Genomic DNA, 22105 nt, shown 5'->3' on the forward strand with positions numbered 1-22105 from the left:
GTGCGCTGTAACATGAGCAATTGAATGCCTATTGCATCAGACTTTCCTCAAACAGTCTCTGAGACTTTCACCGCCACGCGCGAGCAGATCGTCTTACCCGGAGGCGCTTCCTATCTGATCCGGAGGGACGACTATCCCAATCCGATCTGCATCTGGAACTATCATCCCGAATGGGAGATTCACTTCATCCCTGACGCTTCAGGATTTGCTTATGTGGGGGACTATATCGGCCCGTTTCGGCCCGGGCATCTGGTGCTCACCGGGACAAATCTGCCGCACAACTGGATCACACCCGGTGCACCGGCTTTGCCAGGCCGAGACATGGTCCTGCAATTCGACGCGGATGCCCTGATCGGTATTCGCGCAGTATGCCCTGAGTTCGAAGTGCTCCACCGGCTGAAGCCTCTGGCCCAACGGGGGATCGAGGTTCTGGGCGCCGACGCGCTCTTGATTGGAGCGAAGATTCTCGAGCTTCACGCGGTGGGACACCGTGGTGGGCTCGGGCTGTTTTTAGAGATACTGGAGGCAATCGAAGCGGCCACCGAAAAGAGGTTGCTCGCCAGCGAACACTTCATAGCGGTCTATAACCAGGTGTCGGACCGCAGGCACCGACGGATCGACCAGGCAATCCAGATCCTGCAATCGGATCCTGGTGCGCAGATGCATGAAGTGGCTGCGATGGTTGGTTTCGAGCCGTCCGCCTTCTCGCGTGCCTTTCGGCGTCTAACCGGCATGAACTTTTCTGACTACAGCCGATCCGTCCGCGTCTGGCGAGCAAGAACCCTTCTCGCGGAGACCGAAATATCGATCACCGATATCTGTTTCGAGGCGGGCTTCAACAACCTGTCGAACTTCAATCGCTATTTCCGGATGGAGATGGGACTCACGCCCCGGGCCTACCGAAAGGCCGCGCGCATAAGAGCCAAGTCCGTCATTGGAGGAGTGCCGGTTAAGTCCATTTAATGGGTGGTCGCGCCGAGATATCATCGATCCCTGGGGCTGCAATCGGTTTTTATCGTATCCCCGCCGCTTCGATATGTCGGCCTCTTCGCTCACAACAAAACTGGCATCTCCATTTCCCTGAACCAGTCTTGCGAGGGGGTGGCAGCCGGCCGCTGCATTTGTTGCTTCAGCTCTGTCGCATCGAGCGGCTGTTCGCAATTGTCCTATTCGGGTTCGCCCATATCCAAGCATTTGCTTGCCGGTGAGATAAAGACGATTAAAAAATACTCCTGTTTACGCTCCGGGACAGACCGGCGTTTGAAGCGCTGAAAACCTTACCTGGGTCTGTGGTGTTCCGGGCTCATGAATTCGGTTCTTGCAATGGCCCAAATCGACGACGCGATTCCTGGCGACACCGTTTCGACTTCGACTTCGACGTTCGAGCGGCGGTTGATGTATGTGCTGGGCGGTCTTTACCTCGCTCAGGGGATACCGACGTATCTGCTTTTGGTGGCCCTGCCGCCGATCATGCGCGAGAGTGGGGCATCGCGCACGTCTATCGGGCTGTTTTCGTTGCTGATGCTGCCGCTCATCCTGAAATTTGCGGTCGCACCGTTGGTGGATCGATGGTCTCCGTTACCCAAGCTTGGCCATCGCCGCGGCTGGGTTGTGCCGACCCAGCTTCTCGTCAGCGCCGGTATCGCTTCCATGACGCTGGTGGATCCGAGCGATGCCACGGTCCTTTTTGCAATCTGCATATCGATCACGCTTGTCTCCTCAATCCAGGATATTGCAACCGACGGCTACGCCGTAAGATGCCTGACCGACAAGACGCGCTCGCTGGGGAATGCCGTGCAGGCGGGTGCCGTAGCGCTGGGCGTAATCGTTGGCGGGACGGCGGCACTGGTGGTGTTTCATGTCGCTGGATGGCGCACGATGATACTGCTGGTAGCCGCGCTGTCGTTGCTGCCCCTTCTTGCAGCCCTGGCGATGCAGCCGGAAGCGCCCACGGTTGGCAAAGAAAAAAAGCGCGCAAGCCTTGCTGGTTTCTTCCGCCGTCCGAGTGCCTGGCTGATCTTCGGATTTGCGCTGACATACCGGGCGAGCGAAGGTCTCGTGCGCGGGATGGAAGGCACCTATCTGGTTGACAGCAAGGTCCCGGCTGACTGGATCGGTTACCTCTCTGGCGGAGCGGCGGCAACTGCGGGCCTGATCGGCGTGGGTATCGCTGCCTCCATTATCCGCAAGGTTGGCCTGACGACAACGCTCATCCTGCTGGGTGGCCTCAGAAGCTTGTGCTTCCTCGCCTTCACCCTGAATGCGTCCGGCGTCTGGCCCGGCATGTGGGTGGCGATGTCGGCCTCGGCATTCCAGACGCTGATCCGCTACATGGAGCTGGTCGCCATCTATTCATTCTTCATGAAGAACTCTTCGGACGATCAGCCAGGAACGGATTTTACCATTCTCACCTGTGCCGAACTGGTCGTCTACATGGTTGGTGCATCCGCAGCCGGCCTGGTTGCCGACCGGATGGGTTATTCCGCGCTGTTTTCGACGGCAACAGTTCTTTCGCTTGTCGGAATGGGACTTTCCGTCTGGTTCCTTGGAAGGATCGGACGCGGTTCAGGCGCGTCGCTACGGCGATGATGACAAGCGGCCGGAGTGACGCTTTCCAGCGGTGTCACGAGACGGCTTAATTCCTCACAGGTTTTTTGCCTCGTCAGGCGCCGTCATGCGGCGCAGGTCTGTCGGGCGTATTCCGTAGCGACTGCGGAAGGTGCGATTGAAATATGACAGGTCGTTAAAACCGACGCTGTAGACGATCTGGCTGATCGGAGTTGCGGTGTTCTCGGCAAGAATCAGGCTCTTGGCGAGCACCAGCCGCCGCTCCAGCACGTAGCGCGAAAAGGTCGTGCCTGTCCGACTGAAAAGTTTCTGGATCGCGCGCGGTGTGATGCCTTCGGTGCGTGCCACATCAGCTATCGAAAACGCACCGTCGGCAAGATTTTCCTCAACCATCGCCTTGATCGCTTCAATGCGGTTTTGCGGAACTGCCGAAGGCGCAACCTCGTTCCCATATCGGGCGAGAACGGGAAGCAGGGAGTAGAAGTGCGCCACCATCATGGTGGCATGCTCTTTGTCCTGATGGTCCTGTTGAAGAAGATATCCTGCATAGTGGGTCAACAACTGCAATGGCAGGCATTCTGCTGAAAAGGGCCGCAACAAGATCCGGTCGATCGACTTTCGTGCAAGGGTGAGGGCGGCATGGGGAAGATGGGCGCAGTCGAGGCGCCCGCCTTCCGGCAAAATAATTTCCGATGCCATATCCGTGGGAAGGATGATGACATCACGGGGTTCCAGTTCGAAAGTGTGCTTGCGATGATGGACAATTAAGGTTCCGTCAGTTGCACGCAACATCGCGATATCAGGCCTGCCGATCCCATGAGCTGTCAGCCGCAAGGGTGTTTTGGGCAGGTAAACGGTTGCGAGAGAAAGGTTTTCGTGTTTCCAGACAAGGCCGGTGACACCCGCCAGATCACCATCTTCAACGGTGATTGTTGCTTCTCCCAACATGTCCAGAAGGATTGTGCGGCAGACCAGTCTGCTTTCTGGATCAGGTAGCGAGAGGGTTCCAAGTTTCAGGGGGCGGACAACTTCCATGAAAAATCAAACCTGTCTTTGCTGTTGATGTTCGCATCTATCCAAATCGGGTTCGTTCCCATCCAAGCCCGGCGGTTTCATAGCGCATAAAACATGATCAAAACAGTCTTGTATTTTCCGAGGGACGACTTGGAAGATATTTTTTGCGCATTGGGGGCGACATGATCGGAAAGTGGAATGTCGGCGTTAGTCTTGTGGCTATCGTCGTCGCAATCGGGGGCGGCAACGACGCCGTTCAGGCGCAGGATACGTCTCAGAACGCGCAGTCAGACAACGGTTCTACGGTGCTGGAGCCGATCGTTGTAAGTGGCAACCGTATACCCCAGCAAATCTCGCGGACGGCGCGAACGATTTATGTCGTTGATGCACAGGCCATCGAGGCCGAAGCCCGTTCAGGCAAGTCGCTTCAGCAGATTCTTGCTGAGAGAGTTCCAAGTTTCGACCCCGCCAGCGAAGGTGCGCGCACAGCCTATGGCCAGAACTTGCGGGGACGCACGGCCCTCATTCTCATCGATGGTGTTTCGATGAACTCGGCGCGCTCCCTGAGCCGCCAATTCGATTCAATCGATCCGTTCAATGTCGAGCGTGTCGAGGTTCTGTCTGGCGCGACGGCAATCTACGGCGGCAATGCAACGGGTGGTGTCATCAACATCATCACGAAGAAGGGGAAAGATGCGCCGGACGGTTTGCGCGGTGAAGTGACGGCGGGCCTTGGCAGTGGCTTTGGCCGTACCCGTGACCTTGACCGCAACGGTGCAGGTGCCGTGACCTATAACAGCGAAAACTGGGATGCACGTTTCTCCATCGCCGGTAACCAGACGGGAGCCTTTTACGACGGCTCCGGCACGATGCTCACCCCCGATATTACCCAGACTTCCACAGCATTCAACAAGCGCATCGATTTCATGGGAACTGTCGGTTTGCAGATCGATGACGACAGGCGCCTTGAGGTGTCCGGCCAGTTTTATGACAGCGCCCAGGATTCGCCGTTCGGGCTTTATCTTGGCGCAGGCCTTGCCGGGATCCGCAATTCCAACCTGGTTGAAACGCGGGACGGATACCGATCGGATTTCGACCCCCGCACGCGCCGTACCATGGTAAACGCGACTTACACCGACAATGATTTCCTGGGGCAGGAACTGCTTCTGCAGGGCAGTTTCCGGCGGGAAGAAATCCGGTTCCACCCGTTTCCCGGTAGTGCGATTTTCTCCCCCTTCGTCTATTTCGGCGGCAGCTCGCAGGATACCGATTACTATAGCCTGAAGGCAGCGATGATCTCGGAGCCGCTGGACGGGCTTAAGGTGACATATGGCATCGACGCCGACCGGGATTCGCTGAGTTCCAAACAGAACGTCTTCGATTTCCTGACAGTCGCGACGACCGGTGCGATGGACTTCAGGACACGCGGCATTACCGGGCTTTATCCCGATATCGATGTCTCGACCCTGGCCGGTTTCATCCAGGGATCTTATGAGGCGACGGACCGGCTGACGGTCAACGGTGGTGTGCGTTATCAATATGTCACCACCGACGTATCGAGCTTCGCCGGCGCGGCACAGCAGGTCGCCGTTCTCAACCGGGTCGGCTCCTCTGTGGATCCCATTCCCGGGGGGGAAGTCAGCTACGATGCGGCTCTGTTTAACGCCGGCGCGACCTATGAGCTGACCGATACGCAGCAAATCTATGCCAATTTCGGCCAGGGTTTCGAGCTTCCTGACCCGGCAAAATACTACGGGATCGGGAGCTATAGGCTTGTCGGGGGCCGTTACGTCCTCCTGGACAGCGTCAATGTTGCCGACTCCGCACTCCAGGCGATCAAGACCAACTCTTTTGAAGCCGGTTATCGTTTCAATGACGATAGCTTCAGCTTCCAGACCGCGGCATATTACTCGCTCTCCAACCGATCCATCGAGTTGAACCGCACGACCCTGGCTGTTGATGTCGTTGATCGTGAGCGACGTGTCTATGGTCTGGAGGCCAGCGCCAGCGCGACACTGGATTACGGGTTTGATGTTGGCGCATCCGGTCACTGGGTGAAGTCGGAAATCAAGTCTGACGGTAACTGGGAGAAGGAAAGCATCGGTACCGCCAGTGTTTCCAAGCTCGGCAGTTATATTGGCTGGACGAAAGATAACTTCAACATCAAGCTGGCCGGGCAACATGCCTTCAATCTCAGCGACGACGACAGCCGGAAGATTGATGGTTACACCCTGTTCGATCTAACCGGTGCCTATCGCTTCGAAGCGCAGGACACAACGCTTCGCTTCGGCGTGATGAACCTGTTCGACAAGGATTACACAACCATATGGGGCGCGCGCGCCAACGCGCTTTATGGTGCTTTGGCCAATGAAGCCGTGTTTGACTACAAGGGACGCGGACGCACATTCGCCGTTTCATTGACGAAAGTTTTCTGATGGATCATCAGGGCGGCATATGGCGGGGATCTTTACTCCCGCCACGCGCCGCCAGGTCAGCGCAATGACCGGTCTGACCTGCTATGGTGCCTTCAATCTCCATGGCTGCGGAACAGCGGGCTTATCGGGAGGGCGCGCGCGTTCTGGGCGCGGGCGCTGAAGGATAAGCGGCAGTTTCGATATTTCTAAGGCTCGCAGTGGTGGAAAGATCGCGGTTGGTGACATGTCGGCAATGCGTCAGACATCGAGTGTCTGGGAGCCGCCTCCCGCGCTTCGATTTCTGACGCTGTCGGACAATGGCCGGGCAGGGCTTCAAGACGAATTTGCGGCCCAACTTTACGGCATCTGCAATGTGGAACGATAGGATGGGGCAGGCGCCCGTTCTCCGGGACGGCGAGGTTATCGGTGCTGTTCGCCATTTCAACGAGGACAACAGCAAACAACGTTGTATCGAGTTGCTGGGCGATGAAGCGGTCAAGACCTCAGAAGTTGAGGGGGGAATTTATGGACCGCGTGAGTGTCCAGTCATCATTGCGCCGGAGTTTCGGTCGGTAACGGTTATATCTCTGCTGACTTACCGGTAAAAAGCTACCGAATGTCATCTTTTTCGCAGCACTATTTTGCGCGGAGGTTGTTGGCGCAATCTTAAAGGCTCACGGAAACTGAAAATCGGAAACAATCTAGTCGAAAGACGATCCAGGAACGCTGGCGCAAGCGGTAGATAGCGCTTGAAATATGACTCTGGAAAAACCATTTGACCGGCGATTTATGTGCAATGGAGGTATCAATGACGACCGTACAAGAGCGCCAGCCCGAGCAACACGTATTCGAAGCCGATGTCAGCCGACTTCTGCACATGATGGTGCATTCGGTCTACTCGGACAAAGATGTATTCCTGCGCGAATTGATCTCGAACGCGGCGGATGCCTGCGAAAAGCTGCGGTATGAGTCGATTTCCAAGCCGCAACTCTCGGCCGATGGGATCCAGCCGGGAATTCTCGTGACGCTCAATGAAGAGGCGCAGACACTCGTTGTCGAAGACAGCGGCATCGGCATGGACCGCGACGAGATGATCGACGCGCTCGGTACGATCGCGCGCTCGGGGACAAAAGCATTCATGGATCGGCTTGAGGCGGCCAAAGCTGGAGAGAAAGCGCAACTGATCGGCCAGTTCGGCGTCGGCTTCTATTCATCGTTCATGGTCGCTCACCGGGTCGAAGTAATCTCGCGCCGCGCCGGCAAGGACGAGGCCTGGAAATGGTCATCCGACGGCAAAGGAAGCTATGACATTGCTGCGGTCGATCCGGGACAAGCACCGACACGCGGTACTCGCGTCGTGTTACATCTCTTGGAAGATGCAAAGAAATATACGAGCAAATGGACGGTGGAGGAGATCATTCGAAACCAGTCCGGCCACGTCCCCGTACCTATCCGTCTGGTCGAGAAGGAGGGTGCCGAGCCCTCACAGGTATCCGATGGTGCAGCGCTCTGGATCAAGCAGAAGAACGAAATATCCAAGCAGGATTATGTCGATTTCTATCGGAGCGTTTCAGGCCAGTACGACGAGCCGCTGAGTAACGTCCATTTCCGCGCTGAGGGCCGACACGAATATACGACTCTTGCCTTTATACCCGGTTCTCAGCCATTCGATGTGTTTGATCCGGACCGACACGGTCGGATGAAGCTCTATGTGAAGCGCGTCTTCATAACCGATGATGCCGAACTGCTACCGCGCTATCTGCGCTTCGTCCGTGGCATCGTTGATACTTCGGATCTGCCGCTCAACATCTCCCGCGAGATGATCCAGGAAAGTCCGGTCCTCGCGGCCATCAAAAAGGGCGTGACGAGCCGGATCCTTTCCGCGCTGGAGAAGATGGCCGAGCACGACGGCGAGACCTTTGCCAAGTTCTGGGATATGTTCGGGGCTATTCTCAAGGAAGGCATCTACGAGGACTTCGAACGGCGCTCACAGTTGCTGAAGCTGGCACGCTTCCGCAGCACCGTATCGGGCGAGGCGACACGCAGCCTGGCTGACTACCTGGCCACGATGAGGGAAGGACAATCGGCGATCTACTATATTAGCGGCTCCACTTTGGACCAGCTGAAATCGTCGCCGCACCTTGAGGGTTTCCGGGCCAAAGGGATCGAAGTCCTCCTGCTTACAGATGGTGTCGATAACTTTTGGCCGACCAATGTGCCAGATTTTGAAGGCAAGCCATTTAAATCTGTCACCCAAGGTCTTGCCGATCTGAACACTGTTGCCGGGGAGGGAGGCGCTGATGAGGCTGGTCGGCAAGCTTCTCCCGAGGTTGGAGCCTTCATCGATTTCGCGCGAAGCGCCCTTGGTGAAGAGGTCGCTGACGTGCGTATTTCTGATCGGTTGACCGAAAGTGCGGTCTGCCTTGTCGCGTCGGATTATGGCCCCGACCGCCAACTCGAAAAACTCCTGAAAGGCGCCGGGCGGTTGCAAACAACGTCGAAGCCGATCCTGGAGATCAATGGGCAGAGCGAACTTGTGAAAAACATTGCTTCAATGGACGATCAGGCGTTTCGCGAGGATGCTGCGTGGCTTTTGCTTGACGAAGCCCGCATCCTTGACGGGGACAAACCAGCCAACCCGCGCGCGTTCGCCGATCGGCAAGCCAGGTTATTTGCCCTTGCGATGAGATCCGGTAAGTGACAAGCCTTGGCGAGGCGGCCTTTGGCTGCCTTGCCAACACTCGGCCGAAGAGGACGATCGGTGGTTGCCGATGTTGCGCAGGTTATCAATGAGTGCGACGGCGTTTTCTCAAGTGATGCATCATGACAGCGCCAATTGCGCCCGGCACAGCCCCTTCAGTGCCGCTTTCTACCCTCTGGACGATGCAACTGCACTACAGAACCCAACATAAGTCATTATTGGAACTGTAAACTGCCAAGGGCCAGTTATAGAACCCCTGCAGATTTCATAAACCGCTGATGCCAGGTCTTGCTGCTATCTCAAAGGTTCGTAGTGGCTGGCGGCTCGCCCTGACGTCGGCCACTGAGCACCGCGAAACGCCATGCTTTGAAGCTGCAGTCCACCTCGGAAAATCCCGTATCGTGCATCCATTGCAACTGGTTCTCGATAGGGGAGCAACGATCGTGGGACATCCGCTCGAGCGCTTTGGTGATTTCCTCTTCGGGTACGCCCAGCCTCCTGACCTGTTGCAGCCAGATACGGGCGTAACGGGCCTCTACCTCGCAATCATGGCCGAGGACCTGCTCGGCGTTGACGAACAGGCCACCATTCGACAAGGCGCTCCGAATTTCACCGAAGAGATGCTTTTTCGCGGCGTCTTCCAGATGATGGATCGCCAGCGCTGAGATGATGAGATCCCACGGACCGCCGAGTTCGGTATCGGACAGGTCGGCCACGGCATAGGTAATGGCCGGATTGCCATCGAAGCGTTGCCGGGCCTGCTCGAGCATCTTTTCGGAGGCATCGACGAGGTGGATCTGGGCATCGGGGTGGCGGGCCAGCAGCATTGCCGTGAAAAGGCCAGTGCCAGCGCCAAGATCGAGCACACGCAGTTTCTCGGCGTCCCGCCAGTCGTCGATCAAGTCGAGCGCTGTCCCGTAAAACGTATCGAAACAGGGAATAAGGCGGCGCCGAAGGGCGTCGTAGCCGGATGCATCCCGATTGAAGACGGGTAAGGACGAAACATTTATTGGTGACATGGTGTGTCTGAACCTTTCGGGATTGTGATCTACTTCGCCGTGGCGGCGGGGATCAGGCTCGGGTTCAATGAATATGTCGCTGTCGCCTCGCCGCTTGCAAGGATGTGGCCAGCCATGGCTTTTTCCACGTCTTCGCCAGTGAACGGCCCGGCAAGGCCCAGTGTCACAACGTCGAGCGCGACCACTTCAAGGATGTAGCGGTGAACGCGCTGATCGTTTATGGGCGGGCAGGGGCCGTCGTAACCACCATAGGTGCCTGCCATGCCATCAGTTTTGGCCAGAAAACTCGTATAGACATTGGCGCCGCGCAGTCCGTGTGGTGTCAATCCGACCGGCTTGCCGCCCAGCACGAGACCATCGCTTTCCGTACCTTCGCCGATGGACATGATGCCGGCGGGAATATCGGCCAAAACCCAGTGGAAAACGTTGATCCGCGGCGCGTCGTCTGGAATCGTGGTGCCAGGTTTATTGATGAGGCTAAAATCGAGTGTTACCTCCGGATCGGTCATCAGTAACACATAAGATCTGGTGCCCTCTGGGCCTGCCGACCATGAGACCCCCGGGCTCACGTCCTTCGCCCCTTTTCCGGGCGGGCAGAAGGCGGCGGAATCTGAAAACCGGCCAGAACCGTCAAGCCCTTCGATCTTTACGGACAGCGTGGAGTTCGCGGCCATGGGCGCTGTCGCCGAAAATGCGGCGGCCACAATGGCGGCGCATATGCTTCTTTTATTCCTGTTCATCTCGTCTCGCCTGTTTGATTTCAGTCGAGCATAGGGAACGATGCCAGTGCGGGTGGGCCCGATCTGATCAGCAATGAGCCTGAAGCGGTCAGGCTAATGGTTTTTTACGTGCCTTGCGAACGGTCGAAGGAGCCTGTCCGAAGGCATCCTGGAAGTGCCGCGAGAAGTGTGAACGCGATGCGTAGCCGGTAGCGGCTATTGCGTCGGCGACATCGGCATCCCGATCCGAGAGTATGAGGTAAGCGGCATGCATTCTTTCGGTGAGCAGCAGCGCGCGTAGTGAGTGGTTTTCGTCCCGTAGTCGCCGCCGCAGGGTGGCCTCTGACATCGACAGGGACGCGGCGACCGCGGCGGTTGACCACGCGTGATCGAGCCGGTGGCGGATCAGGAGGCGCACTGCTTCTGTGACTGAGCGGTCGACATATTTGGGCATCAATGGCAGCGCACCCTGTTCGGCCAGGATAAGCAGAACCTCGAGAACACGGTGATCTACGACGCGCCGGGAAAGGTCGAGCGTACCCGCCAGCGCCTCGCCACTATGGATGATTGCCGAGCAGAGCGTCGGACTGATCGTGATGGGCGAGCCGAGGGGTATGTCGCGCTTGGTGAGTTGCGGCCAAAGGCGTGCCGCCTCAATGACCAGGGTGCGAGAGAAGCGGACGAACAGGGCGCGATAGACGCCAGTGTCGGCATCTGGTTCATTGACAACATCAACCTCCGCACCGGCCGGCAGCACGAAGGCGTCGCCGGCGTGGTAGATATTGCGTTCCGCGCCCCACAGCACTTCTTTGCGGCCTTCGATGACAATGACGAGGCCGGCTGCGGGCATGCTGAGCTCGGAAATGGTTTCCCTGTGACGGGCGACGAAGGCCGAGATGGACGGTGGATCTTCGTTTTCGAGCATCAAGCGCGTGTCGCGCTCGGCCAGCGGGCGAAGGGCATCGACGAGACGCCGCCGTAGTGTTTTGTCGCTGTCACGCATTGAACAAGCTATCTCGAAATTGGATCAGGCGTCATTGCTATGTTGAAATCAAGTCGCTGTCGATACGCCGCCGAAGGGCGCTTAAAACGGAAAGGTACTGTCTGCCATTGGCGATCTTTTGGAGGGCTACAACGTCTGAGATGGTCGGATATTGCAAGCCGGCAAAGCGCCGTTATCTTGGTCGTAGAGGTTGTCATCGCGCGCCTGAACGCAGAGTGCGGCACGCCTAAACGGTTGGACTTAAGTTCAGAAGTAGTCAAAGTGTTCACCGCGTTTGACGGCAGCTATTTCACTCTCGCCGCCATAAATCAGACAGTCCGGTCCCGCCCCAAGGCGAAAATAACTTCCGTTTTGGACCGTCGGGTTGCCCATTCGATCCGGCAGAGGTGCATCCCAAAGCGGTCACTTATGTTTCGGTATGATGGAGTTGCTGGCCGAGAAGTGTTGGATTCGTGGCGTTGGCTCGTGCCGGACGTCGGCTTAGGGAACGAGGTCATAATTGATGCCGTCGCAGAAATGCTAAAATATGCCGAGACCCTCTGATCTTTCCTCAATTGGAGTTCGAGCCCTGATGTCGATTTCCGATACGATCTATCGACCCTTTGAAACGCTGATCCAACCCCTCGACATCCCCTATCAGCCGTTGCCCGCGAAAGGCCCGGTGGCTGTTCTCCTGCACTTCATCCGGATGTTCCGCGGCATCTTGCTCGTGCTCGCCCTTTCCACAATGGCAATCGAGGCCATGAATCTGACGATTATTTGGGGACTATCGGTCATCGTTGATGGCGTGACGCAACAGGGCGCAAGCGCCTTCCTGCACAATGAATGGTTGCTTCTGACCTTGCTTGGCCTGATGCTGTTTCCCGCAATCCCGCTTGGTTCCTTTCTCGTCAACACGCTGAACTCGCATACGCTTGGCATTGGTATGCCTGCCGCCATTCAGTGGCAGGGCCACAAGGCGGTGGAGCGGCAGGATCTGGCCTTTTTCCATGATCTCTATGCTGGTCAGGTCGCCTCACGTCTGCAGCAGGTGGCCTCTGCCGTGCAGCAGCAGATCATATCGGCCTTCCAGTCCATCCCGCGCTTCGTGATGCAAATGGCTGGGTCGGTCATTCTCTTGAGCGCTCTCTCCTGGCAGCTCGCCTTGCCGACCATCGTCTGGATCACGCTTAACGTTCTGCTCGCTATCAGGCTGGCACCTGTATTTACCGAGCGCTCGCGCCGTTCCGCCAAGCGGCGCAGCCTGATTTCTGGCGCGATCACCGATCTCTACGGCAATATGCAGATGGTGAAGCAGTTTGCCGCCGAAGACAGCGAGGCGGGCGCTATCCGCGGCATTATTGCCAAGGCCATCAGTGCCCAACAAAGTGAACAGCGGATCTACCGCACCTCGGAGGTCATAGTCGTTGTCCTCAACATGATGCACTGGCTGGCGATACTCTCGATCGGATTTACCGGGCTTGTCGATGGTTTCGTCACGATCGGCGAATTCACGGCTGCCGTTTACGTCCTCAGCCGGCTGTCTGCTCACACCTTCACGTTCCTACAGATGGGTCAACAGATCTTCCAGGCAGTCGGTACGATCAAGGATGCCATGCCCGTCATGACGACACCGCCCACCATCACCGATCGTCCAGACGCAGCGGAACTTACCATTCGCAATGGCGAAATCCGTTTCGAGAACGTCCGTTTCGCCTACAAGACTGGCAAGCCGGTTATCGATGATCTCTCGCTGACGATCAGTCCCGGTGAAAAGGTTGGACTCGTCGGGCTATCGGGGGCTGGCAAGACCACACTCGCCAATCTCCTGCTGCGCTTCTACGACATCCAGGACGGCGCTATCCTGATCGACGACAAGGATATTCGCTCGGTCACCCAATCAAGTCTGCGCCGCGTGATTGGCGTTATAGCCCAGGATGTGTCGCTGCTGCATCGTTCGGTCGGCGATAATATCCGCTACGGGCGACCGGAGGCGAGCGCGCAGGAGGTGGAAGATGTCGCCAGAATGGCTGCTGCCGACACCTTCATAACAGAACTCTCCGATAGCGATGGCCGCAAGGGCTACGACGCCTACGTCGGTGACCGAGGCATCAAACTGTCCGGCGGCCAACGCCAGCGTGTCGCGATCGCCCGCGTTCTCCTGAAAAACGCTCCGATCCTGATCCTCGATGAAGCAACTTCGGCCCTCGACAGTGAATCCGAAGCCGCCATTCAAGAGAAGCTTGATCTTGTGATGCAAGGCAAGACGGTTATCGCCATTGCCCACCGCCTATCGACCATCTCCAGCATGGACCGCATCGTCGTGCTCGAAAACGGCCGCATAATCGAGGAAGGCCCGCCGGGGGAGTTAATTGAAACCAATGGTCTTTTCGCGCGGCTGTGGCAGCGGCAGACGGGTGGATTTATTCCTGAAGACATCAACTGAACTCGCGTTTGCGGTAAAACCCCAGTTATTCGCGACGCATTTAGGAATTGTTTGCTGAACAGATGGTCTGCTTCACGGTGAATAGTGTTGCTTCTCCAAAGGACAACTCAAATCGATATCGCAAATTGATCCTGCTGGATTGGGGTGGCCAGCACGCACCTGGCACAACTATGGACCCGTCCAGCGCTCGGCGATCAAACCTCATCGCCCACAGGAGGCGAAAATCGGATAGAAAAAAGGGAGGTGCGGACGAAAACTTGGACTGACAGGAGATAGTTCATGTATTCGTACGAAGACCGCATGAGGGCTGTGCAGCTCTATATCAAGCTCGGCAAACGGGCGAATGCCGCCATCCGTCAGTTGGGCTATCCGACAAAGAATGCACTGAAGCATTGGCATCGCGAATTTGCACGTGGCAACGACTTGTCGGCAGGGTACGTGCGCAGCAAACATCGGTATTCGGACGAGCAAAAGAGAACCGCTGTTGAGCACTATCTGGACCACGGCCGTTGCTTGGCATGGACCATGAAGGCGCTTGGCTACCCTAGCCGTCAAAAGCTTTCGGCTTGGATCGATGAATATGAGCCAGGCGGCAGGCGGCGAGTTCACACCGGCAACTCAAGCGGTACCCTCAAATCGGAGCAGCAGAAGCGAACGGCCGTGATCGATTTGTGCTCCAGGCGTGAGAGTGCCCGCTCGGTGGCTCAGAAGGTAGGCGTGAGCCGGCAGACGTTGTACGACTGGAAGGACCAGAAACTTGGTCGTGAGGTCCCTGCATCCATGACACGCCATCGCGAATCACCACCGACTGCCAGCCGAGACGAACTCGAGCGTGAACTTGACGCACTGCGCAGTGATGTGAAGCGCCTTCAACTCGAACATGACCTGCTTACGAAGGCTAACGAACTCATAAAAAAAGAACTGGGCATCGATCTGCGGCTCCTGGGAAACCGGGAAAAGACACTGCTGGTTGATGCCCTGCGAAACACATATGCATTACCAGAACTCCTCACGCGCCTTGAGTTCGCCCGCAGTTCTTATTTTTATCATCGGTCTCTGCTTTCTCTCGAGGACCGATACGCAGATCTTCGCCAGACCATTGTGGTGCTCTTCGAGACCAACCGTAACTGCTACGGCTACAGACGCATTCATGCGGCACTGGCCAGAAACGGAGAACAGGTCTCAGAAAAGGTAGTACGCCGCTTGATGAAGCAGGAGCAGTTGGTTGTGACCACGACTAGGCGGCGTCGATACACGTCTTACCAAGGCGAATTAGATCCCGCGCCGGAAAATTTGGTCAATCGTGATTTCCACGCTTCGAAGCCAAACGAGAAATGGCTGACCGATATCACTGAATTCCAACTACCAGCAGGTAAAGTGTATCTGTCGCCCATGATCGATTGTTTCGATGGCTTAGTGGTCAGTTGGTCTGTAAGCACGCGCCCGGACGCAGAGCTAGTGAACACAATGCTTGATGCCGCAATCGAAACAATCACCGACAGTCCTGACCGACCTGTTGTGCACTCAGATCGAGGTGCGCATTATCGTTGGCCCGGCTGGTTGTCACGCATGCAGAACGCTCAACTGGCCCGGTCTATGTCACGCAAAGGATGCTCACCTGATAACTCCGCCTGCGAAGGATTCTTTGGGCGGCTGAAAAACGAGATGTACTACAATCGCACCTGGATCAATACGACCGCTGACGACTTCATGCAGCAGCTAGGTTCCTACATCCAGTGGTACAATCAGCATCGTATAAAACTCTCACTGGGCGGCATTAGCCCCGCCGAATACCGCCGGAATCTCGGAATTGCAGCATAAGCTGTCCAAGAATTTGTCCGCACCTCCAAGGGGTCAATGTTCCCTGCTGATTTACGGGCTCTGCGTCGTCATAAGGTTCTGCGATTGATAAAGGTCAATGGCGGATGGCTGATATTTCTATTTACTAATGGATACGCTGCACCGAGATGAAAATGTAGAAACGGAAAAAGTACTTCGAACGCGGGATTTCCCGCGTGGCGGAGCGACGTTTGTACATCTCCAGATGCAAGCTCCATTTCTGAGTACGGGAGGTAAGCGATGCTGGTCCGAGAAATGACGCACAACGAGTGTCTCGCCGTCATCGCAGTCCAGAGGCTGGCGCGAATGGCGTGCGCGAGGGATAATATCCCTTATGTTGTTCCAATATATTACGCATATTCGGGAAACAGCCTTTACGCGTTTACAATGCCGGGAAAGAAACTTGAATTCCTTCGGTCAAACCCGCGTGCCTGTTTGCAGATCGACACGCCGGAAGGTGCGCATCAATGGGCGAGCGTCATAGTCGACTCCTCTTTTCGGGAGTTGCCAGACGAAGACCCTCCCGTTCGGGAACGCTTACATGCTTGGGAGCTGCTTGCGGAACACTTTGACTGGTGGGAACCCGGCGCCCTGAAACCTCGATCTGAACCTCGTCGAGGGACCTCTCCACACGTCTTTTTCGCACTGGATATCGTGACTTTGAGTGGTAGAGAGGCGAGAGAGGGCCAGCCGGAGCGTGTTTTGTCGCAATAGGCGACGCTGGACTCTTGTGTACTGACCTGTCCGCAGCAGTTTTGTCGGCGAGTACATGGGCCGTTTGTTGCTTTGGGCGCCGACGGGTCGAGATTTCTGCCGCAATTTCTGCGCAATCGGCCAGATTCGGGTGATCCCGAAGGCCGCGATTTGGGGAGAAACGTACCATGACGATCTACGATGAACGCGAGAGAGCTGCAGAGAGGCAATATGTCCTGATGGCTGAGAAACCGTTCAGAATTCGCGCCAGGCGTGACAAAATGCTGGCGAGTTGGGTGGCCACGCTGCTCGGTCGCGATATTGCGCGTTGTCTTGAGGACATTATCGAAGCTGATTTTGCACGGGGCGACGAGGGTGTCTTGAAAAAACTGGAAAGCGATCTGGCGATCCTCGGGCTTTCGGATACACGTAATTTGATACGGCACAAAATGCAAAAATGCTTTGCCGATGCGGTAAGGGACGTTGAAGGCTCGGTGAACCAATAGACGAACTGGACCATTCCATCGTGAGACAAACATCAACGTGCCGGATCGAGTTGGGTAGTTGAAGCAGAATGCGTAAAGCGACCGCTGATACTTAGCGGCCTTTGCCGAAACGAGGGTCAGTGCGAAGCTGACGGCTGATGATGAGCCCGCCAAGCTTAAGTTCATCACGATCAACTGGAACACAGATATTTCTCACGATGCGGCGGAAGTCCACGTCGAGAAGGGCTGGATAATCTCAGGCATGAGATCAAATGGAAAGATCAAAAAGAAGCGGCTGCCGATCGAGTGCAAGCCTTGCGTGGTGTATCCGATCGGCAGGTAATGCTGTAGTGATACGTCGATGCCTGAACAGGGTTTAGGCTGCAGGAAGTCCAGCTTTGGCGGCGTCAGGCGTTTATTTTGTCGCGAATGATTGCATGACTTTTTAACCCGTGTGCGCTTCGGCGCTTCTTTTCCATGTCGCACCGTTTCCAAAATGTACGGGGTGACTTGCACTAGGCCACACCTGCACCGCAGGACTGCGCGCACGGAAGAATTTTCGCGTGCTGGCTAGCGGTGTCGCTCACAGGTTACCCTTTCCCACCGGAATTTCATCGAATGGCCCATTGACGAGGATCAAGGCTATCTCACCGCAACTGCTTCATCCTGAAGTGAAAGTTCAGGAGGAACAAAATGAGCTTCGCTACGCTATTGCAGATCACGACAGGTGAGCCTGCCTCGCCCGAGTCAAACATGGATTTCAATTTGGCCGATGCGATGGAAAGCCATCTTTCCGTGCTGTTGATCGGCATTGCTTCACCACCCCCCGTCGGTGCCCATATGGAGAGCGTGTCAGCAGCGTGGTTAGACGAGCGGCAGGCCGACCAAGACAGGCTGGCACGGCAAGTATTTGCTCTCGAAAGGTATCTGAAAGGCAAGATTTCTTCGTTTGATATTGAGGAAGCCTACACCGAAATATTCAATCTGGACAATGTTGTCGGGTATCGAGCGCAATTCGCCGACGCTGTTGCGATCGGCCCGGATATTCTAAACGATCCTGGCGTGCGTGATGCCGTCCTTGACGGAGCTCTTTTTCACGCCGGTGCACCGATTTTGGTCGATCCCTTGCGCAGCCTTTCTTGGGACAAGAACTCCGTTCTGATTGCCTGGTCTGATGCGCCGGAAACAGCTGCGGCCGTTCGGGCGAGCGTTCCCTTTTTGAAAAGGGCGCGGTCTGTCGAGATCATTGTCGTCGATCCTGACGACGATCGGGAGCTAGCGCCAGGATTGCGATCGTATCTATCTCATCAGCAGATTAGTGCTTCGATTGAAAGCATAAAGAGCGAAGGCCGGACGATAGCCGAGACGATCGAAACCTATGCGGAGCGCTTGCAGTCAAGTCTCATCGTCATGGGCGCATACGGCCACTCCCGGCTGCGCGAACGTATTTTCGGCGGCGTCACGCGCACTATGATCGAAAACACCAGGCGGCCCCTCTTTCTGGCGCGATAATACCTAAAAAAGGGACTGTGCGCATTCGGGCGCCGACAGACGACCAGCGCAGCTTCTTATCAAGAGGAAAAGAAGATGAAAGCGCTCGTTTTTCAAGGACCAGGTCAGAAGGCGCTCATCGAAAGGCCGATTTCCGCCGTTCGCGCCGCAACCGATGCGCTGGTGAGAATGACTAGAACGACGATTGCGGCACGGACCTGCATATCCTCAAAGGTGACGTTCCAAGGTGTGTACTGGGCCACATCCCTGGGCATGAGGGTGTCGGTATCATCGAGGATGTGGGCTCTGCTGTATCGCAATTCAAAAAGTGCGACAGGGTGCTTATTTCCTGCATTTTCTAGTGTGGCAAGTGTGACTATTGCCGACGGGGAACGTATTCGCATTGTGCCACCGGCGGCTGGATAGCAGTGCGGCCAGCACCCACGCGCTCAAGGTCATTATCGAGGTACAAATGGAAGAGGAAAATGTACGCAGATCTGGCCAGTCCAGCGCAGAAGGCCTGGTCGAGGACGGTGTTGATCTGGTCACCCGGACGGGTCTGTCCCTTCATATCGCTCTGTGCCACATAATGATGAGGAGCGTCTGCGGGAATTGTTCTCCCTTGTAACACCGCAGGATTTGCGCTTCCGCTTTTTCGGCGGCGTCGGTAAAGTAAGTCACGAACGTCTTGTCGCGATGACCCGCTTCGACCACCGTTCGACAGAGAATTATCTGGTTTTCGCTGGCGATACAAATATCCTCATTGCGTCGGCGATGATGGCCTGTGATGCGTCGGGGTTGAAAGCGGAGGTCGCCATCGCAGTGAATGCGCAATACAAGAACAGGGGGCGTTGCATCGGAGTTGCTTCGGTATGTTGCCGATGAGGCCAGAGCAAAAGGCGTCCGCACATTGCAGTCAATCGAACGTCGCGAGCATCATGATGCGGTTCGGCTTGAGCAGGAGCAGGGTTTGTGGCCAAACCTTTTGAAGGAGATGCAACGCTGGTTTTGATCGAAACGAATCTCACGTAACGCACCTATCGGGAAGCTCCTTTCTGTGGCGCATTTCCGGTAAAATGGTGAGTGGCGTGCCTCTGGAATTAAGTAAGAAACCAGAATAGATCGCGCTGGACGATTTCCTTTTAGTCCGATGCACTCTGCGGGCCAGCTTCATCAAGAGTGCGTCTTATCTTGCGGAGGATGACGCCCCTTCGTTTTTCGTCGGCTGCCTTTTCCAGCTGGTCCTGCAGGTCCAGAATCAGAGATTGAAACTCATTGCGCCAGTCCCGGCATCCAACCCGTACCGGTTTAATCCGCGGCAATCCTTGCCGCGTGTAGGTGGCAAGGGTGCCATCGGATGTGAGGTGGTAGGTTGCGTCCAGCTCGGGTTCGATGATTTTGAGCGACGGGTCCATTGTCGCGAGACGCGTATTGAGACCGGCAATGGCAGGGCGCTCGCCGTGGACGAGGAAAACGCCCTGTTTCACAGGCAACCGGGCAGCCACCCAAGCCGCCAGCTCCGGCCCGTCAGCGTGACCGCTATAGACGTCGAGTTTGCGTATGCTCGCTCGCACGACGATCTCCTCACCCTGGATACGGACCCTGGGTGCCCTTTCCTCCAAAATCCGGCCCAACGTGCCTGACGCCTGATAGCCGACCAGCAGAACCGTCGCTTCCTCACGCCACAACCAGTTCTTCAGACGATGGCGAATGCGGCCTGCCTCGCACATGCCGCTTGCAGCAATCACGATGTGGAAACCTTTCAAGTTGTCTATGGATTTGGATTGCTCTGCGGTTTCCGTGAAGCGAATTTGCCGGGAGCTGAGCGCACGCACGAGAAGATCGCCATTTTCAAGCTCACGGGCATGACGAATAAACACTTCGGTAGCGCGCGTTGCCAGTGGTGAATCTATAATTATCGGGCATTTGGCGATAGCGCCCCTGTCCAGCAGACTGACAAGATCTGCCAGGAGCTCCTGCGTGCGTTCGACGGCAAACGAAGGAATGAGAAGTGCGCCATTGTGATGACGCGCGGCAAGGCAAACTTCGTCGCGCAGCATTATCCGCCTTTGCGCTATGGAGGGATCATGTCTGTCAACATCGCCATAAGTGCTCTCGCACACCAGATAGTCCAGCCCTGACGGACCCTCTGGAGCGGTATGGAAAAGTTTGTGCTGCGGCCCGATATCGCCGGAGAATAGGATGCGCTGACGATCCTGCCCGTCTCCGACTTCGATTTCAACAGAGGCGGAGCCGAGAAGATGTCCGGCCTTCCAGAAACGGAACCGACATCCTGGCGAAAGCACCATCCACTGTTCCATTGGGTGTGCACGCATCTGGATGAGGGCAGCGGCCGCGTCCGTTGCTGTATAGATCGGCTCAACCGGTTTTCGACCACGGCGTTCGTTCCGCCGATTGAGCTGATCGACTTCCATTTCCTGGATATGGCCTGAATCCAGCAGCATAACCGCACACAGATCAAGTGTCGCAGCGGTACTATAGATTGGACCACCATACCCTTCCTTCACGAGCTTCGGCACGAGCCCTGTATGGTCTATGTGGGCGTGGGTGAGAATGACGGCCGTTAATTCCACAGGCGCGAACGGGAAGGGTCGGTAGTTGAGTTCTTTTTCCGTTTTGGATCCCTGAAACAGCCCGCAATCGATCAGCACACGTTCGTCCCCGCTTTCAAGAAGAAAGCAGGAGCCTGTTACCGTGCCAGCTGCGCCATGGAAGGTAATTCGGGGACTGTATGACATGTGACCACCTCACAAACACTCGCGCCTAAACGACCGGGGCGGGCAGTTGTGGCGCCAGCGCTTCGGGAGTTTCCGTCATTGTGCATTGGTCAGCAAAAGGATACTGGTGACCTATACCCCACTTTCCAGTGCGACCTCCACGACCTTGGTCGGATCGACAATGCCTCCTGCAGCGGGTCGACGTAGCAATTGCTCGCCGCATCGAAGCCAACGGTTGCTTGGCGGCGCGCGATGCCGGGAGACGCTTAGAAAGCTCATCTCTGCCGCGCACGACAAAGATATCCTCAATCCCGATTAGCTAGATTGAGAAAAGCCTCTTGTCGTGACGGACAATCGGAACTGGAAAAATGGCGCGCTCGGTACGCGCCTTTAGTCATCTTGCTGTCCTTGTCGAAATCAGGCAGCCTTGATCTCGATCGTCTTTTCGTTCTTCTTTACTTCTGCACTTTTCGGCAGCTTGATCTTGAGAAGGCCGTTTTCAAAGGTCGCCGCCACCTTGTCGACATCGACGTTTACCGGCACGGAAAAGCTTCGCTGGAAGGAGCCGTAGCGACGTTCTAAAAGATGATATTCTTTTTGTTTGTCTTCTTTTTCTTCCTGCTTTTCACCACGGATCGTCAACAGTCCGTTTGAAAGCTTGACCTCAATGTTCTTTGCATCGAGGCCGGGGCATTCGGCAATGACCTCGTAGGCCTCATCTTTTTCGACGAGGTCGACCGCCGGCGAGGCGCTCCATCCTTTCAGGCTTGGAAAAACCCCGCCGAATAAGGAGCGGTCGGGCGCATGCCTTGATGTGGGTACGAAACCGTCGAAAAGGCGATCGATCTCGGAGCGAAGCGTTTCGAGCGGGGGCCAGAAAGTTCCCGCCGGTTTCACCGGCGCTTCGTCGGTCTTCGCCGGAAGTTTGGTTTGGGCCACAGCCATGATATTTCTCCTCAAGTTGAAGAAAGTGACGGTTGAAACGGCGACGTGACG

20 protein-coding genes are annotated in these 22105 nt (G+C 56.2%); 12 read left to right on the top strand and 8 right to left on the bottom strand.

Going from position 1 to position 22105, the window contains the following annotated elements:
• Positions 1–24: 24 nt before the first annotated feature.
• Positions 25–963, top strand: a complete 939-nt coding sequence (locus tag ACQZ63_RS22680) for an AraC family transcriptional regulator (protein ID WP_013637579.1) — start codon at positions 25–27, stop codon at positions 961–963.
• A 342-nt stretch (positions 964–1305) separates the two neighbouring features.
• Positions 1306–2589 (top strand): RhtX/FptX family siderophore transporter, encoded by a 1284-nt coding sequence (locus tag ACQZ63_RS22685; protein ID WP_173998655.1) that lies wholly within the window; start codon positions 1306–1308, stop codon positions 2587–2589.
• Between the two features lie 54 nt (positions 2590–2643).
• Here ACQZ63_RS22685 and rhrA read toward each other — a convergent pair whose 3' ends face one another.
• A complete protein-coding gene (gene rhrA, locus ACQZ63_RS22690) occupies positions 2644–3603 on the bottom strand; it encodes a rhizobactin biosynthesis transcriptional regulator RhrA (protein ID WP_173998653.1) in 960 nt (319 codons plus the stop codon).
• 161 nt (positions 3604–3764) lie between these two features.
• Between rhrA and ACQZ63_RS22695 the strand changes: the two genes are divergently transcribed.
• The 3 genes from ACQZ63_RS22695 to htpG all read left to right on the top strand — a co-directional run bounded on the left by ACQZ63_RS22695 (position 3765) and on the right by htpG (position 8697).
• Positions 3765–6017 carry a TonB-dependent receptor gene (locus tag ACQZ63_RS22695; RefSeq protein ID WP_173998651.1) on the top strand — a complete coding sequence of 751 codons (2253 nt, stop codon included), beginning with the start codon at positions 3765–3767 and terminating at the stop codon, positions 6015–6017.
• Positions 6018–6382: 365 nt separating this feature from the next.
• Positions 6383–6601: a DUF4172 domain-containing protein gene (locus ACQZ63_RS22700; RefSeq protein ID WP_034502169.1), complete on the top strand. Its 219-nt coding sequence runs from the start codon at positions 6383–6385 to the stop codon at positions 6599–6601.
• A 203-nt stretch (positions 6602–6804) separates the two neighbouring features.
• Positions 6805–8697 carry a molecular chaperone HtpG gene (gene htpG / locus ACQZ63_RS22705; protein WP_026330880.1) on the top strand — a complete coding sequence of 631 codons (1893 nt, stop codon included), beginning with the start codon at positions 6805–6807 and terminating at the stop codon, positions 8695–8697.
• Between the two features lie 299 nt (positions 8698–8996).
• On the opposite strand, the gene ACQZ63_RS22710 is transcribed toward htpG, so the two are convergent.
• From ACQZ63_RS22710 to ACQZ63_RS22720, 3 genes are all read right to left on the bottom strand, one after another.
• Positions 8997–9716 carry a methyltransferase domain-containing protein gene (locus ACQZ63_RS22710; protein WP_173998649.1) on the bottom strand — a complete coding sequence of 240 codons (720 nt, stop codon included), beginning with the start codon at positions 9714–9716 and terminating at the stop codon, positions 8997–8999.
• 29 nt (positions 9717–9745) lie between these two features.
• The gene (locus ACQZ63_RS22715; RefSeq protein ID WP_173998647.1) at positions 9746–10456 is read right to left on the bottom strand and encodes a YbhB/YbcL family Raf kinase inhibitor-like protein; all 711 of its coding nucleotides are present in this window, start codon (positions 10454–10456) and stop codon (positions 9746–9748) included.
• 88 nt (positions 10457–10544) lie between these two features.
• The gene (locus ACQZ63_RS22720; RefSeq protein ID WP_111783839.1) at positions 10545–11438 is read right to left on the bottom strand and encodes a helix-turn-helix domain-containing protein; all 894 of its coding nucleotides are present in this window, start codon (positions 11436–11438) and stop codon (positions 10545–10547) included.
• A 571-nt stretch (positions 11439–12009) separates the two neighbouring features.
• On the opposite strand from ACQZ63_RS22720, the gene ACQZ63_RS22725 reads away from it, so the two are divergent.
• From ACQZ63_RS22725 to ACQZ63_RS22740, 4 genes are all read left to right on the top strand, one after another.
• Positions 12010–13863, top strand: coding sequence for an ABC transporter ATP-binding protein (locus ACQZ63_RS22725; RefSeq protein ID WP_173998646.1), 1854 nt, complete (start codon positions 12010–12012; stop codon positions 13861–13863).
• 279 nt (positions 13864–14142) lie between these two features.
• Positions 14143–15684, top strand: coding sequence for an IS3 family transposase (locus ACQZ63_RS22730; protein WP_173998644.1), 1542 nt, complete (start codon positions 14143–14145; stop codon positions 15682–15684).
• A 273-nt stretch (positions 15685–15957) separates the two neighbouring features.
• Positions 15958–16416: a pyridoxamine 5'-phosphate oxidase family protein gene (locus ACQZ63_RS22735; RefSeq protein WP_272870730.1), complete on the top strand. Its 459-nt coding sequence runs from the start codon at positions 15958–15960 to the stop codon at positions 16414–16416.
• A gap of 167 nt (positions 16417–16583) precedes the next feature.
• The gene (locus ACQZ63_RS22740) at positions 16584–16901 is read left to right on the top strand and encodes an ATPase inhibitor subunit zeta (protein WP_019565897.1); all 318 of its coding nucleotides are present in this window, start codon (positions 16584–16586) and stop codon (positions 16899–16901) included.
• Positions 16902–17093: 192 nt separating this feature from the next.
• Here the strand turns inward: ACQZ63_RS22740 and ACQZ63_RS22745 are convergent, their stop codons facing one another.
• The gene (locus ACQZ63_RS22745) at positions 17094–17396 is read right to left on the bottom strand and encodes a hypothetical protein (protein ID WP_173998640.1); all 303 of its coding nucleotides are present in this window, start codon (positions 17394–17396) and stop codon (positions 17094–17096) included.
• A 177-nt stretch (positions 17397–17573) separates the two neighbouring features.
• On the opposite strand from ACQZ63_RS22745, the gene ACQZ63_RS22750 reads away from it, so the two are divergent.
• A complete protein-coding gene (locus ACQZ63_RS22750) occupies positions 17574–18392 on the top strand; it encodes a universal stress protein (protein WP_173998638.1) in 819 nt (272 codons plus the stop codon).
• 104 nt (positions 18393–18496) lie between these two features.
• On the opposite strand, the gene ACQZ63_RS22755 is transcribed toward ACQZ63_RS22750, so the two are convergent.
• Positions 18497–18646, bottom strand: coding sequence for a hypothetical protein (locus tag ACQZ63_RS22755; protein ID WP_336510320.1), 150 nt, complete (start codon positions 18644–18646; stop codon positions 18497–18499).
• Between ACQZ63_RS22755 and ACQZ63_RS22760 the strand changes: the two genes are divergently transcribed.
• Complete coding sequence (locus ACQZ63_RS22760; protein ID WP_448799404.1) at positions 18635–18733, top strand: alcohol dehydrogenase catalytic domain-containing protein; 99 nt, start codon at positions 18635–18637, stop codon at positions 18731–18733. The genes ACQZ63_RS22755 and ACQZ63_RS22760 overlap by 12 nt on opposite strands.
• Positions 18734–18983: 250 nt before the next feature.
• Positions 18984–19256, top strand: a complete 273-nt coding sequence (locus ACQZ63_RS22765) for a hypothetical protein (RefSeq protein WP_173998636.1) — start codon at positions 18984–18986, stop codon at positions 19254–19256.
• Between the two features lie 257 nt (positions 19257–19513).
• Here the strand turns inward: ACQZ63_RS22765 and ACQZ63_RS22770 are convergent, their stop codons facing one another.
• On the bottom strand, positions 19514–21130 hold the full coding sequence (locus ACQZ63_RS22770) for an MBL fold metallo-hydrolase (protein ID WP_173998634.1): 1617 nt from the start codon (positions 21128–21130) through the stop codon (positions 19514–19516).
• A gap of 396 nt (positions 21131–21526) precedes the next feature.
• Entirely contained in the window at positions 21527–22054 is a 528-nt protein-coding gene (locus ACQZ63_RS22775; protein WP_173998749.1) for an Hsp20/alpha crystallin family protein, read from the bottom strand.
• Positions 22055–22105: the final 51 nt, after the last annotated feature.

This window comes from Agrobacterium sp. CG160-95, assembly GCF_053521725.1.